Raw genomic sequence first — 15061 nt, forward strand, 5'->3', positions numbered from 1 at the left:
TTTGGGGCTTCAACCGGCCGCACGGAAAATCCCAGCCGCACGGAACGCGCACCGGCCCCGCCCAGTCGCGGCCCCTAGACCACTACAGAACGCGGAGCAGTGACCCCGCAAGAATAACCACAACCGTGTAAATCCTTGCTAATTGGGGAATGAGGCATTAACATGAAAGTTGTATGAATAAGCCACCATTGTGGTCGCCCCAAGCGGGTGTGAAAGGATGAATAGATAGTGCGTGCCGCAGAATTAATTAGTTTGTTACAGGTTAGCCCCCAGGACCGTCAGCGGATTTCAGCGACTAACCCTGAAATCACTAAGTTGACCGCGAACACGAAGGAAGTTGTTCCTGGCAGTTGCTTCGTTGCCATCCACGGGAACATGTTCGATGGTCATGATCACCTAGATGAGGTTTTTGCGGCTGGTGCTGAATTTGCCGTCGTTGAACGGCCCGTGGCGCAGGAATACCGCGACCGGGTGATTAAGGTGCCGAACACGCACAAGGCGTTGGCCCAGCTCGCCGTGCGCTACTACGGAAACCCAAGCCGCGACCTGCGCATGATTGGGGTCACCGGGACCAACGGGAAGACCACCGTTAGTCGCCTCGTTGCGAAGATTATGGAAGATGCCGGTTACTCCATGGGGGTTATCGGGACGATTGGAAACGAAATCGGCGGCGAGAACAAGCCAGCCCTGAACACGACGCCAGATGCGCTCGCAATGCAGAGAATGTTTGCCGAGATGCGTGATGACAACCAGGCCGGCTGCGCGATGGAAGTCTCATCCATTGCTTTGGCTCAGGGGCGCAGTTGGGGCGTTGATTTTGACACCGTCATTTTCACCAACTTCACTGAGGACCACCTCGATTACCACGGCACGATGGAAGCATACTTCCAGGCCAAGGCCCAGCTGTTCACGCAGGTTGGCAATGGATACGGGCGCTTCCCGAAGACGGCCGTGATTAACTCGGACGATGAAGCAGGACTGCGCCTAATTGAAATGAGTACGCAGACGGCCACGAACGTGATGACGTACGGGATTGACAACAACGCCGACATTCGTGCCATCAACGTTGAGGTCACCGGGCACGGAACCAAGTTTGATATCGAATTCTTCGGTCAGATTTACCACGTGACGATGCGCCTGATTGGTAAGTTCAACGTCTACAACGTGCTCGCTGCATTCGGCGCGGCTTATGGGCAGGGCCTCACGCCTGAACAAATCATTCGCTCCCTCGAAACCGCCACTGGTGTACCAGGCCGGTTCCAGGTTGTGCCCAACGAACAGGGAATTGTCACGATTGTCGATTACGCGCACACTCCAGATGGCCTTGAGAACGTGCTCGAGACCATCAATGAGTTTGCGACCGGCAGCGTCTACTGTGTCGTTGGTTGTGGCGGCGATCGCGATAGCAACAAGCGCCACATCATGGGGAACATTGCCGTGAAGATGGCGAGCCACCCGATTTTCACTTCCGACAACCCACGCACCGAAGATCCACAGGCGATTCTTGATGACGTTACCAGCCAGCTTACCCCTGACCAGTACGTTGAGATTCCGGACCGCCGTGAAGCTATCACCTACGCACTGAGTCACGCGAAGAAGAACGACGTCGTGCTCATTGCCGGCAAGGGTCACGAGGATTACCAGATTATCGGGCGCACGAAGCACCACTTCAGCGATTTCGAAGTTGCCGACGAGCTGCTGAACAAGTAAAAAATAATTGAGGCACACATGAAGCAGTCGTTTGCAGAAAAATGCCCGTGTTGTGTTGAGCTGAGTTTAATTTCAGCAAAAAGGGGACAAGAGTTGGTCACGGAGGGCTTTTACCGGTGGCTAGGCCTTGCCCCCTTATTTTATTTGTGTTATCTTGAATTTAGGAATTCTAGACCTCGGTCGAGTGAGCAGCGATGCTCACTCTTTTTATTGGCATATTGAGGCTAGAAGTGAATGGAATTGTGCCGATGAATGCCGGTGTGACGCGGTTTTACAAATTGCGGTCTGCTGAGTGCAGAGGTTCAATGTGCGAATTGGCCTAGGCATCGTGCCATTCACGGTAAAAATGCAAAAATATTTTTGAAATGTAATATTTTTTGCATGAAACTTCAGTGTTGCAATCACGTAATTGCGGCACGCATTAAGGAGGGACACGATGAGTACTGTAGTTGACAACGTGAAGACGATTGTCGAACCAATCCTTGAAGAACACAATTTTTACCTAGCAGACATTGAGTTTGTTAAGGAAGGTTCTGGTTGGTACTTGCGGGTATACATTGATAAACCCGGTGGCATTACGCTGAACGATTGCGTTGTCGTTAATGACGAGCTTAGTGAAGCACTTGATAACGTTGATCCTGATCCAATTCCGCAGGCTTACTATTTGGAAGTTTCGAGTCCTGGGGCTGAACGGCCACTGAAGACTGAAGCCGACATGGAGCGGGCTGTGGGGGAATACATCCACATTAGTTTGTTCCAAAAGCAAGACGGCAATAAGGTGTTCGAAGGCACTTTGCTGGAGCTAAACGACGACACGCTCACGCTCGACGTGAAGGTGAAGTCCCGCAAGAAGCAAATCAGTTTCGAACGCAAGAACATTGCAAATGCGCGACTTGCTATTGAATTTTAACCCGATTACTAGTTACCAAGTCTAGTAATCGATTATATGCGTAAGGAAGGAATCACATGTCAAAGGAAATGATTGAGGCATTAGATGCCTTAGAAACAGAAAAGGGCGTTAAGAAGGAAATCGTCATTGAAGCTCTTGAAGCTGCATTGACCAGTGCCTACAAGCGCAACTACAATCAGGCCCAAAACGTTGAGGTCACTTTTGATCCTAAAAAGGGTGACATCAAGGTTTACGCAGTCAAGGAAGTCACGAGCGAAGTGTTCGACTCCCGTCTGGAAGTAAGCCTCAAGGATGCAACCGAAATCAACAAGGCATACGAAATCGGTGACGAGATTCGCTTTGAGGTGACCCCACGCGACTTTGGTCGAATTGCTGCGCAGACTGCTAAGCAAGTGATCATGCAGCGGGTGCGTGAAGCAGAACGTGCCAACGTTTACGATGAATACTCCAAGTACGAAGAAGAAATCATGCAGGGGGTTGTAGAACGTCGCGACAACAAGTTTGTCTACGTTTCCCTCGGCAAGATTGAAGCCGTTCTCGGTAAGGGTGACCAGATGCCTAACGAGCGTTACGAAGCCCACGACCACGTCAAGGTGTTCGTGACCAAGGTTGAAAACGCTGCTAAGGGTCCTCAGGTATTCGTTAGCCGGACTGCACCGGGTCTCGTTAAGCGTTTGTTCGAAGCCGAAGTTCCCGAAATCTTCGACGGTACCGTTGAAATCGTGGGTATTGCCCGTGAAGCCGGTGACCGGACCAAGATTGCGGTTCGTAGCACCAACGAAGATGTTGATGCCGTTGGGACAACAGTTGGCCCCCGCGGTGCACGTGTTCAGGCGGTTGTGAACGAACTGTCCGGCGAAAACATCGACGTTGTTCAGTGGGAAGAAGACGCCGCGGATTACATTGCGAACGCTCTGAACCCAGCACAGGTTATTGCCGTGCAGTTCAACGACGAGAACAATGAACGCAGTGCCACGGTCATTGTTCCTGATTACCAGCTCTCACTGGCAATTGGGAAGAAGGGCCAAAACGCTCGTCTTGCCGCTAAGCTCACTGGCTTCAAGATTGACATCAAGCCTGAATCCGAAGTTGAATTCGTTGATGATGAAGAACTCACCGAAGAAGACCAGGCACTCATGGCGGAACAAGACGCTTCTGAAGCTGCTGCCGGCGAAGTTGCTCCTGATGGCGATCAGCCTGAAGCAGACAACGCTGAGGGCGACAGCCAGGATGCAGAACCAACCGAAGATTAATAGATAAGGCGGGGGTCTTTCACCCGCTTTATGAGGAGGTGGCAACATGAAACCACGTAAAATTCCGATGCGGAAAGATTTACTTTCCGGTGAAATGCACCCGAAGAAAGAAATGATTCGGGTTGTAAAAACAAAGGAAGACGTTCTGGCCATTGACCCCACGGGGAAACAGGCTGGACGTGGTGCTTACGTCGCACTCGATCCAGAGGGCGTCAAGAATGCCGCCAAGAAGCACGTTCTCGAAGCAGCTTTTGGGATTAAGGTTGACCCACAGTTTTACGAAGAACTGTTCGCCTACGTTGACCATCAAAAAGCTCGGCGCGAACTTTTTGGCGACAAAGCATGACTGACAACACCAAGTTAATGAATTTGATTGGATTAGCGCAGCGCGCGGGCAAACTGGAGACAGGCACTGACTTCACCGTCAAAGCCATCACCAATGGGCACGCACGGCTTGTCATCTTGGCAAGCGACGCCAGCGATAATCTGACCAAGAAGATAACCGATAAGGCAGCCTTCTACCACGCAACGGTAATCACACCGCTCACGGAAGAAGAAATTAGCATTGCCATCGGTCACAAACGCACGGTCATCGCGATTCTTGACGCAGGTTTTGCAAAGGCAATCGCGAAGCTGACCTAGAAACAGATAGGAGCGTGAACAGATGGGCAAAAAGCGTGTATATGAACTCGCTAAGGAATTAAACATTAGCAGTAAAGAAGTTCTGTCAACCGCGAAGCAAAACGGCATTGACGTGAACAATAACATGAACACTATCAACGAACAGGACGAGAAAACCATCAAAAAGGCAATTACAAGCGCAACCACACCAGAAGTAAAGGCTGAAAAGCCAGAAGTAAAGACGACGCCAAAGCAGGCACCAAAGGCCGAAGCAAAGCCAGCTGCACCAAAGCCTGCAGAAGCGAAGAAGCCAGCTGCTGAAACAACGGCGGAAGCTAAGAAGGCCGCTGAAGTTAAGACCGGCACGACGCACGCAACGCACGTTTCCGCTGATGGCAAGACCAAGATCAGCAAGAACGCCATTCGTCGTCCAGGCACACAACGTCCTGGTACCCAGGGTCGCCGCAACAACAACGGCAACAACAATGGTGGTCAGGCGCGTAGTAACAACCAAAACCACGGTCAACGTGGCGCCCAGAACGGGCAGAACGGTCAAAACAGCAACAACCGCGGCGGTCAGCGTAATGACCAGCGCCGCAATGACCGTAACAATAACAACAACAATCGTTCCCGGACTAACCAGCCAGCACCAGCAGCACGGCCAAATCCTGGTCGTGCAGCAGCGCGCGCAGAAGCTTTGCGTCAGCGTCAGCAGAGTGAATTCCGGACGAGTGCTGCACCAATCGGCAAGTTTGAGGAACAGCCTAAGCCAAAGGTTGAACCAAAACAGGCTGCACCTGCACCAAAGCCAGCAGCTAAGGCAGCACCAGCACCAAAGCCTGCTGCAAAGCCAGTAGCACGGACCAACGCAAAGCCTGCAACAAACAGCTCTGCAAAGCCTGCTACGAGCAATGCACCAAAGAAGACTGATGACCGTCAGCAAAAGCGCGAACGTAACTTCCGTTCTGGCCGTCAGGAAACTCCTTACAAGGGTAAGCGCAACAAGCGTAACCGTCGTAACCAGCGCAACAACGAACCAAAGAAGCCAGTTACAGTACGTAAGGACCGTCCATTACCAGAAAAGCTCGTTTACACAGAAGGCATGAACGCCCAGGATCTGGGTAAGTTGCTTCACCGTGAACCAGCCGAAATCATCAAGAAGTTGTTCATGCTCGGAGTAATGGTTAACCAGAACCAGAGCCTCGATGATGACACGATTGAACTGATTGCGACGGACTACGGGATTGACGCTGAAAAGAAGGTCGTTGAGGATATCACCGACCTGGACAAAGTCTTCGAAGCTGAAACCCACACTACCGAAAACCTCACACCACGTGCTCCTGTTGTTACCATCATGGGTCACGTTGACCATGGTAAGACGACGCTGCTGGACAAGCTGCGTCACACGCACGTTACCGAGGGCGAAGCCGGTGGGATTACCCAGCACATTGGTGCCTACCAAGTACGGCTCCATGACCGCCTGATTACGTTCCTGGATACCCCAGGGCACGCGGCCTTCACGAACATGCGTGCTCGTGGTGCTGACATCACCGATATTATCGTGCTGGTTGTTGCTGCCGATGACGGGGTTATGCCTCAGACCATCGAAGCTATCAACCACGCGAAGGCTGCCGGCGCACCAATCATCGTTGCCGTCAACAAGATTGATAAGCCAGGTGCTAACCCTAACCACGTCATGGAACAGTTGACCGAATACGGCCTGATTCCTGAAGAATGGGGTGGGGAAACCATCTTCGTTCAGATTTCCGCGAAGTTCGGTAAGAACATCGACGAACTGCTCGAAATGATTCTGATGGAAGCTGACATGCTCGAACTGAAGGCTAACGCAGAACAAAAGGCTGTTGGGACCGTTATCGAAGCGCGTCTTGACAAGGGCCGTGGTTCCGTTGCAACCGTTCTCGTTCAGCAAGGTACCCTGCGCATCGGGGATCCAGTCGTTGTTGGGAACACGTTCGGTAAAATCCGGACCATGACCAACGACCGCGGTCGCCGTGTCAAGGAAGCAACGCCAAGCACCCCAGTTGAAATCACCGGGATGAACGATGTCCCTCAGTCCGCTGACCGTCTGGTTGTCTTCGAAGACGAAAAGACCGCGCGTGCTGCAGGTGAAGAACGTGCAAAGCGTGCCCTTGAAAAGGTTCGTGAACAGACACACCACGTAACGCTCGACAACTTGTTCGAATCCATGAAGGAAGGCCAACTCAAGGAAGTTGACGTTATCATCAAGGGTGACGTTCAAGGTTCCGTTGAAGCCATTGATGGTTCGCTGCGGAAGATTGAAGTTGAAGGCGTTCGCGTCAACATCATTCACAAGGCCGTTGGTGCAATCAACGAATCCGATGTGACGCTGGCGAGTGCATCTAACGCCATCATCATTGGGTTCAACGTGCGGCCTACCGCTCAGGCAAAGGCTCAGGCCGATGCTGAAGATGTGGACATTCGTCTGCACAGCGTTATTTACAAGGCAATTGACGAAATCGAATCCGCGATGAAGGGTATGCTGGAACCTGTCTACGAAGAAAAGGTTATCGGCTCCCTCACCGTTCGGGAAACCATCAACGTCTCCAAGATTGGGACCATCGCTGGTTCCTACGTGGACACTGGTTTCATCACCCGCGACGCTGGCGTACGCCTGATTCGCGACGGGATTGTTATCTACGAAGGCAAGCTTGGCAGTCTCAAGCGCTTCAAGGACGACGCCAAGGAAGTTCGTGCCGGATTCGAATGTGGTCTCACAATTGATGGTTACAACGACATCAAGGTAGACGACCAGATCGAAGCCTTCACGATGGAAGAAGTGCCGGTGAAGTAAACAGAGCGGAGCGACCCGGTTTGCTCGCGAGCAACAGCGTGCTCGCACCGATATGGACGGTTTTTGTCCATATTGGTGGGAGCGTGCTGTGCGGAACGAGCAGGGTCGCGGAGCTCGACTAAGAACACAGAGCTCAGCTCGACTAGGAACCCCATGCCCCTAGTCACACCCAACTCAAGGATCACAGGAATGGAGGCATAACCATGAAACATCGTATTGGTCGTGTTGAAGCGCAAATTCAACGCGAAATCGACGACATTTTGTTGAAGCTCGTGAGCGACCCACGTGTCTCTGGTGTCACCATCACCGGCGTGAAGCTGACTGGTGACCTCCAGCAGGCAACCGTCTACTTCAGCATTTTGAGCGACGACAAGGATAAGATTGCCGACGCTAAGGCTGGATTGGAAAAAGCCAGCGGTCTAATTCGTCACGAAGTAGGCCAACGTATCCGCCTGTTCAAGGTACCAACTCTTGAATTCAAGCAGGATGAATCCGTTCAGTACGGAGCGCGCATTGACCAGCTCCTTGCTGAAGCCCGGATTAAAGACTAATAAATTCCGCACACCAGAACTTTCTGGTGTGCGGTTTTTTTGTACGGTGATTTTGCACAGGGAAAGTTCTTCCCGAAAAAAAGCCCAATTTGGCCGCCGTGAATGCGCTACAATATTTAGTAACGATGGGTTTGATTAAGGAGCGAAAGAGCATGCGGATTGCGGTTGATTTACTTTTATTGGTGCTAATTGTCAGCGGCGTGGTCGTTGGGATGGCCACGCTTTACGGGCTGCGTGCCTGGTGGACCGGGCTGGCGCGGATTCTCGTGCTGCTATGTTGCGCGATTTTTGGGATTGGCGGGATTGGCATGGCTATCTACGTGTTGGTCCAAATGCTCCAGACCCACGCGGCCGGGTTAATGTCATTAATGTTGATTTACCTGATTTGTGGTGTTGCTGGGCTCCTCGCGATGAGCGTATTTGCGCGCATGAGTAAGAAACATTAAGTACGCCGGCGCAATCCCCAGCCAAAATGTGCTATAGTTATTAATAAATTTTTGGAAAATATGGGGATAGTTGATGGACACGATAATTCGGTTATACAAGCCCTTTTTTGAGGCAAGCGATTGGCACGCTGCGGTGATGACCAGTGCCGGGCTGATGACCATTTTGACCTTGGCCATCATGGAATGTCTGCTCTCCGTGGATAACGCGGTGGTGCTGGCGGCGCAAACCCAGTCACTGGGGGACCCGAAGAAGGAACGCAGCGCCCTGATGTGGGGGCTGTGGGGCTCGTACTTTTTCCGGTTCGTCGCCATCGGTCTCGGGAACTTTTTAATGCGGTTCTGGGGTGTTAAGGCCATTGGTGCGGGGTACTTGCTGTGGATGTCAGTGCACTTTTTCTACGAGCAGCACGTCCCTAAGCCAACCGAAGAAACGGCGAAACCGGCAAAGCCACGCTCGTTTTGGGGCACGGTGGTCGCGATTGTCCTGCTCGACTTTGTGTTCTCGATTGACTCGATTCTGACGGCGCTCGCGATTGATAATAATCCGATCATTGTGCTGATTGGGGGCATGATTGGGATTCTGGCGATGCGGTTTGTCGCGCAGATGATGATCGTCTTGCTCGCCAAGATTCCCGAGCTGCTCTACATGGCTTACGTGCTGATTGGCTTTATTTCGATTAAACTGGCCCTCAGCCTGCCAATGATTGACATTGAGATTTCGAATACGTTCTTCAGTATCTTTGTCCTGGTGGCGTTTCTCGCGACTTTCGCGGTCCACTGGTATAATGAGAAAAAGAAGAATGCTTAGCATCGACCAAGTTGGCTGCGGGATTCAGACCGCAGCCATTTTATATTGCATTGCGTAATTGAAGGAGGAACAAAGTGTGGACGGATTTTTGCCCATTTATAAACCAGCGGGGATGACCAGCGCGGACGTCGTGTTTAAGGTGCGCCGGATTGTGCACATGAAGCGTGTGGGGCACTCAGGCACGCTGGACCCGAGCGTCGACGGCATGTTACCAATTGCTCTCGGCGCGGCGACCAAGGCCATCTCGCGCCTCCAGGACGGCGGTAAGGTGTACACGGGTTCGGTTCAGTTTGGTTTTGCGACCACAACCGAGGATTTGGATGGCGAAATCGTCGAGCGGACCCCGCTAACAGAACCGTTTAGCGACCAGGACATCGATACGGCCATGGCAAGTTTCATCGGTGAAATCACGCAGATTCCGCCGATGTTCTCCGCCGTGAAGGTTAATGGACGCCGGCTGTACGATTACGCGCGGGCCGGCGAGACGGTTGAGCGGCCAAAGCGCACCGCGCTGATTAAGAACTTTGCCCGCACCGGCGCCACCGTTTTTGACGCTGCGGCTGGAACGCAGAGTTTCCCGTTCATCGCATCGGTGGGCAAGGGTACCTACATCCGGACTCTGTCGGTGGATCTGGGTAAAAAGCTCGGAGTCGCAGCAGCGATGAGTCAGCTGACGCGGCAGGTCAGTGGCGGCTTCACGCTCGACCAAGCGGTGACCCTTGAAGACTTGGCCAAAGCGGCGGAAACGGGCCGGGTAGCAGACCTAGTCGTGCCGCTGGATCACGCGTACAGTGACGTCCCTGCAATCGACCTGACGGAAGCGGCCTGGGCCCGCGTACAAAACGGTGCCAGTTTGACACTTCCGGGCAGTGAAGCGCACGTTGCGCTGCGGTATCACGGCCTGCTCAAGGCGATTTACCGGCTGACCGACGAGGGCGTTTACCGGGCAGAAACAATGTACTTAGCTAATGATGGGGGTAAAAATGCAGCAGATTGATATCATTCCACCGCTGAAGGACACGGACGTTAACGCGTCACCAATCGTGCTCGTTCTCGGCTTTTTCGACGGCGTGCACCGCGGACACCAGGCGGTAATTGCCGCTGGGCGCGCTGAGGCGGACAAGCGTCATTTGCCACTAGCGGTGATGACGTTCAATGAGCACCCAGCGATTGTGTATGGTGGGGCGGATCCAGCAACGTTCACCTATTTGTCGACCAAGCAGCGCAAGGCGGAGCTCATGGCCGCCAATCACGTTGATATTTTGTACACGGTGCACTTCACGCCGGAATTCGCCAAGCTAGACCCGCAGTCGTTCGTCGACCAGTACCTCGTGGGGCTGAACGCCGCGGTTGTCGTGGCTGGCTTTGATTACACGTACGGCAAGAAGGACATTGCGAACATGACCACCCTGCCGCGGTACGCCCAGGACCGGTTTGAGATTGTCGAAGTCCGCCAGCAAAGCGAAGACGCCATCAAGATTAGCTCGACGCGCGTTCGGGCCGCACTGGCGCAGGCCAACGTCGATTTGGCCAACGAGCTGCTCGGCTACACCTACACGACAACCGGCGTGGTCGTGCACGGCGAGGCGCGGGGCCGTACCCTGGGTTTCCCAACCGCGAACATTGAATCGGGCGCGCACGAAACGCTGCCGGGCATTGGCATTTTCACCGTTACCATGGTCGTGGATGGCAAGACCTATGGGGGCATGGCCTCAGTGGGCCGTAACGTCACGTTCGGCAACCACCGACCGGTCACGCTCGAGATCAATTTGTTCGACTTTGACGGTGACCTTTATGGCAAAGACGTCGTAGTGCGCTGGTACCACTATCTGCGCGGGGAGATTAAGTTCGCCGGTGTCGACGGCTTGATTGAGCAGCTGAAGCAAGACGAGCGCAACAGCCGCGCATACCTAGATGAACACAATTTGCTGAAATAAGGTTTGGCCGCAGTCTGCTTGTGGGGCTGACTAATCCGAGATTTCCTGGCAATTTTGGGGCCGAGTTGGCGCACAACTCGGCCTTTAGTATGATTTTTTTGATTTTTTCCGTAAATAGCCAACTTTTTAGCACTTAGCGGTTGACGCTGCTAAATGGCAGGCGTAATATAATTGTCGTTAGCACTTATGGATAATGAGTGCTAAAAAAGGAGGTGGCAACATGCTGACGAAGCGCGAATTAATGGTTCTTAATGAAATCATTCGGTCTTACACCGAAACGGGCCAGCCGGTGGGGAGCAAATCCCTGCAGACGACGCTACCGATGCATGTCAGTTCAGCCACGATTAGAAACGACATGGCGGCGCTGGAAAATGCCGGGCTCATCATGAAAACGCACAGTAGCTCCGGACGCGTTCCGAGTGCTGCTGGATACCGGTATTACCTGGATCACATGCTAACGCCGGCGCGGGTTCCTGAAGCCGACCTGCAGACGATTCAGAAGTCATTCGGTGATGATAATTACCACCGAATTGATGACATTGTTGAGCAGTCGGCCCGGATTTTGTCCAACCTGACCAGTTACACCGCAATCACGCTCGGCCCGGAAGTTTCCGCGTTAACGCTGGAAGGCTTCCGGATTGTGCCACTTGGCGGGCGTCAGGTGATGGCCATCATCGTCTCAAGCGATGGTAGCGTCCAGAACCAGGTCTTCACCCTGCCAGATGGGGTGAAGGGCGAGGACGTCGAAAGCGCGATTCGCATTGTGAACGACCAGCTCGTGGGGATGTCGCTACCAGAAGTTGCCCAGCACTTGCAGACAGACGTGCCCGCAATGCTGATGCGGCACCTGACGACCCCCGATGGCTTCCTCAACATGTTTGGGGATGTTCTGAAACAGGCCGTTACGGAGCGCTTCTACGTTGGTGGACGGCTCAACTTGATGGACTACTTCGACGCCGACAACATCGGCGAGCTGAAGGACGTCATGCGCATCATTGATCACAGTGATGAGCTGAACCGGTTGCTGAGCGCAGATGAGCAGAATCCAATTTCCGTACGGCTTGGCAGTGAGCTTTCGGACGAATCCCTCAAGAATTTGTCCGTCATCACCGCCCGGTACGCCGTGGGGGAACATGGTCAGGGCACAATCGCGTTGATTGGGCCAACGTCCATGCCGTATTCGAAGATGATTGGGTTGCTAGATGCCTTCCGGGGCGAACTAGCAAAACGCCTAATGGATTACTACAACCACATGCAGTGATTGTAAACATACAGTGAAGGGAGCCTGAAAATGGTGAAGCACAATGCCGATAACACTAATAGTGCTGACGAGCTTGAACGCGTAAAAGCCGAAATCAGTGCGAACTCCCTGCGTGACCTCGAAGCACTTGCTGCTGGTGGGAACAAGGGAGATGCAAAGCTGAAACAGGAACGCGACGAATTAGAGGACAAGTACCTCCGTGCTGAAGCAGAAATGCGCAACATGAATGCCCGGTTTAAGAAGGAACGTGAACAGCTGCTTCATTTCGATGGGCAGAAGGTCATCACGTCGATTCTGCCGGTCATTGATAATCTCGATCGTGCTTTGCAGTCCGAAGTGAACGAAGACGGTGCAGCACAGCTGAAGAAGGGTGTCCAGATGGTGTATGACCATTTGGACAACGCCTTGAAGGAGGCTGGGGTCACCGAAGTCGGTGTTGCCGGCGATAAGTTCGACCCAACCGTGCACCAGGCAGTGCAGACGGTGGCGGCTGATGACGATCATCCGAAAGACACTGTTGTTACGGTCTTCCAAAAGGGTTACAAGCTCCACGAACGGGTTTTACGCCCAGCCATGGTGGTAGTCGCGAACTAGCACCCAGTTGTTACTTAAATTAGTTAATTAATCATGAAACGAGGTTAGATTCTTATGTCTAAAGTTATTGGGATTGACTTGGGGACCACGAACAGTGCCGTTGCGGTACTTGAAGGTGGCGAACCAAAAATCATTACGAACCCAGAAGGTAACCGCACCACACCTTCCGTAGTTTCCTTCAAGGATGGCGAAATCCAGGTTGGTGAAGTTGCAAAGCGTCAGGCAATCACCAACCCAGATACCATTATTTCCATCAAGCGCCACATGGGCGAAGCTAACTACACGGTCCAGGTAGGCGACAAGAAGTACACGCCTCAGGAAATTTCTGCGATGATTCTCCAGTACATCAAGAAGTTTGCTGAAGACTACTTGGGCGAATCAGTCGACAAGGCTGTTATCACCGTGCCAGCTTACTTCAACGACTCCCAGCGTCAGGCGACCAAGGATGCTGGTAAGATTGCCGGCCTCGAAGTAGAACGGATTGTCAACGAACCAACCGCATCCGCTTTGGCATACGGGCTCGACAAGACAGACAAGGACGAAAAAGTTCTGGTTTACGACCTTGGTGGTGGGACGTTTGATGTTTCTATCCTCCAGCTCGGTGACGGTGTCTTCGAAGTTCTCTCCACGAACGGTGACACACACCTTGGTGGTGACGACTTCGACAACAAGATTATCGACTGGCTCGTTGAAGGCTTCAAGGCTGACAACGGCATCGACCTGTCCCAGGACAAGATGGCGCTGCAACGTCTGAAGGACGCAGCTGAAAAGGCCAAGAAGGACCTGTCTGGGGTTTCCTCCACACAGATTTCTCTGCCATTCATCTCCGCCGGTGCTAACGGCCCACTCCACTTGGAGAAGACTCTGACCCGTGCCCAGTTCGACCAGATGACTGCCGACCTCGTTGATCGCACCCGCATCCCAGTGCAGAACGCGCTGAAGGATGCCGGCCTGTCCGCTTCCGACCTGGACAAGGTTATCTTGAACGGTGGTTCTACACGTATTCCTGCCGTTCAGGATGCCGTTAAGGGCTGGACCGGCATGGACCCAGACCACTCCATCAACCCTGATGAAGCCGTTGCCCTTGGTGCTGCTATCCAGGGTGGGGTCATCACTGGTGACGTTAAGGACGTTGTGCTCCTCGACGTTACGCCACTGTCCCTTGGTATTGAAACCATGGGTGGTGTCTTCACCAAGCTGATTGACCGCAACACAACCATCCCAACCAGCAAGTCGCAGGTATTCTCCACCGCAGCTGACAACCAGCCAGCCGTTGACATCCACGTCCTTCAGGGTGAACGCCCAATGGCCGCTGACAACAAGACTCTGGGTCGCTTCCAGCTTTCCGACATTCCTGCCGCACCTCGTGGCGTACCTCAGATTGAAGTTAAGTTCGACATCGACAAGAACGGGATTGTTCAGGTTTCCGCTAAGGACCTTGGCACTGGTAAGTCCCAGAACATCACCATCAAGAGTTCTTCAGGTCTTTCCGATGACGAAATCGACCGCATGGTTAAGGAAGCCCAGGAGAACGAAGAGGCCGACAAGAAGCGCAAGGAAGAAGTTGACCTGCGTAACGACGTTGACCAGCTGATTTTCCAAACCGACAAGACCTTGAAGGATCTCGACGGTAAGGTTTCCGAAGACGAAATCAAGAAGGCTAAGGACGCTGAAGAAGAGCTGAAGAAGGCTCAACAGGACAACGACCTCGAAGCCATGAAGACCAAGCGTGACGCACTCTCCAAGATTGTGCAGGACATGACCGTCAAGTTGTACGAACAGGCGCAAAAGGCCCAGCAGGCAAACGGTGCTGCGGGCGCGACTGACGCCAACACAGACGCATCATCTTCCGACAAGAAGGATGGCGACGACACAATTAACGGTGAATACAAGGACGTTAACGACAAGAAGTAGGACTGCTGAAGGCCGAAACAAAGTGTTTTAACTGTCACTTTAGTAACTAGCCGCGTTAAGCGGAAAGCCAAGGTCCGCATGCGGACTTTGGCTTTTTGTTTGAGACGCGGTGTGCTATTCTGGTTAAGCGAGATTAGCACAAAAATATAGACTAGATAGCAAACAATTTGTGGAATTACCGCCTGCTTCGATTAACAAAGGGCGCCCACAAACGGGAGGAAAA

The 15061-nt window shown here is 52.9% G+C and carries 14 protein-coding genes; all 14 read left to right on the plus strand.

The genetic code is table 11. The annotated features are described in order from the left end of the window. Positions 1-228 precede the first annotated feature (228 nt). Entirely contained in the window at positions 229-1710 is a 1482-nt protein-coding gene (locus tag EKN00_RS00005) for a UDP-N-acetylmuramoyl-L-alanyl-D-glutamate--2,6-diaminopimelate ligase (protein WP_127848084.1), read from the plus strand. Positions 1711-2146: 436 nt separating this feature from the next. Then, the gene (rimP, locus tag EKN00_RS00010; protein WP_127848085.1) at positions 2147-2620 is read left to right on the plus strand and encodes a ribosome maturation factor RimP; all 474 of its coding nucleotides are present in this window, start codon (positions 2147-2149) and stop codon (positions 2618-2620) included. Positions 2621-2676: 56 nt separating this feature from the next. Continuing rightward, complete coding sequence (gene nusA / locus EKN00_RS00015; RefSeq protein ID WP_127848086.1) at positions 2677-3873, plus strand: transcription termination factor NusA; 1197 nt, start codon at positions 2677-2679, stop codon at positions 3871-3873. 46 nt (positions 3874-3919) lie between these two features. Beyond that, entirely contained in the window at positions 3920-4219 is a 300-nt protein-coding gene (gene rnpM / locus EKN00_RS00020) for an RNase P modulator RnpM (protein ID WP_127848087.1), read from the plus strand. Further along, a complete protein-coding gene (locus EKN00_RS00025) occupies positions 4216-4515 on the plus strand; it encodes a YlxQ-related RNA-binding protein (protein WP_127848088.1) in 300 nt (99 codons plus the stop codon). The genes rnpM and EKN00_RS00025 overlap by 4 nt, the downstream gene beginning before the upstream one ends. A 22-nt stretch (positions 4516-4537) precedes the next feature. Then, entirely contained in the window at positions 4538-7327 is a 2790-nt protein-coding gene (infB, locus tag EKN00_RS00030) for a translation initiation factor IF-2 (protein ID WP_127848089.1), read from the plus strand. Positions 7328-7530: 203 nt separating this feature from the next. Next, entirely contained in the window at positions 7531-7878 is a 348-nt protein-coding gene (gene rbfA / locus EKN00_RS00035; RefSeq protein WP_127848090.1) for a 30S ribosome-binding factor RbfA, read from the plus strand. Positions 7879-8030: 152 nt separating this feature from the next. Beyond that, positions 8031-8324 (plus strand): hypothetical protein, encoded by a 294-nt coding sequence (locus EKN00_RS00040; RefSeq protein WP_127848091.1) that lies wholly within the window; start codon positions 8031-8033, stop codon positions 8322-8324. A 73-nt stretch (positions 8325-8397) separates the two neighbouring features. Continuing rightward, the gene (locus EKN00_RS00045; protein WP_127848092.1) at positions 8398-9132 is read left to right on the plus strand and encodes a TerC family protein; all 735 of its coding nucleotides are present in this window, start codon (positions 8398-8400) and stop codon (positions 9130-9132) included. Positions 9133-9208: 76 nt separating this feature from the next. Then, entirely contained in the window at positions 9209-10129 is a 921-nt protein-coding gene (gene truB / locus EKN00_RS00050) for a tRNA pseudouridine(55) synthase TruB (protein ID WP_127848093.1), read from the plus strand. Next, the gene (gene ribF / locus EKN00_RS00055; RefSeq protein WP_127848094.1) at positions 10116-11069 is read left to right on the plus strand and encodes a riboflavin biosynthesis protein RibF; all 954 of its coding nucleotides are present in this window, start codon (positions 10116-10118) and stop codon (positions 11067-11069) included. Before truB ends, ribF begins: the two co-directional genes overlap by 14 nt. 220 nt (positions 11070-11289) lie before the next feature. Beyond that, a complete protein-coding gene (hrcA, locus tag EKN00_RS00060; protein WP_127848095.1) occupies positions 11290-12330 on the plus strand; it encodes a heat-inducible transcriptional repressor HrcA in 1041 nt (346 codons plus the stop codon). Positions 12331-12360: 30 nt separating this feature from the next. Continuing rightward, entirely contained in the window at positions 12361-12924 is a 564-nt protein-coding gene (grpE, locus tag EKN00_RS00065) for a nucleotide exchange factor GrpE (RefSeq protein ID WP_127848096.1), read from the plus strand. A gap of 54 nt (positions 12925-12978) precedes the next feature. Continuing rightward, positions 12979-14838, plus strand: a complete 1860-nt coding sequence (dnaK, locus tag EKN00_RS00070; RefSeq protein ID WP_127848097.1) for a molecular chaperone DnaK — start codon at positions 12979-12981, stop codon at positions 14836-14838. Positions 14839-15061: the final 223 nt, after the last annotated feature.

This window comes from Lacticaseibacillus hulanensis (assembly GCF_004010095.1).
Classification (GTDB): Bacteria; Bacillota; Bacilli; order Lactobacillales; family Lactobacillaceae; genus Lacticaseibacillus; species Lacticaseibacillus hulanensis.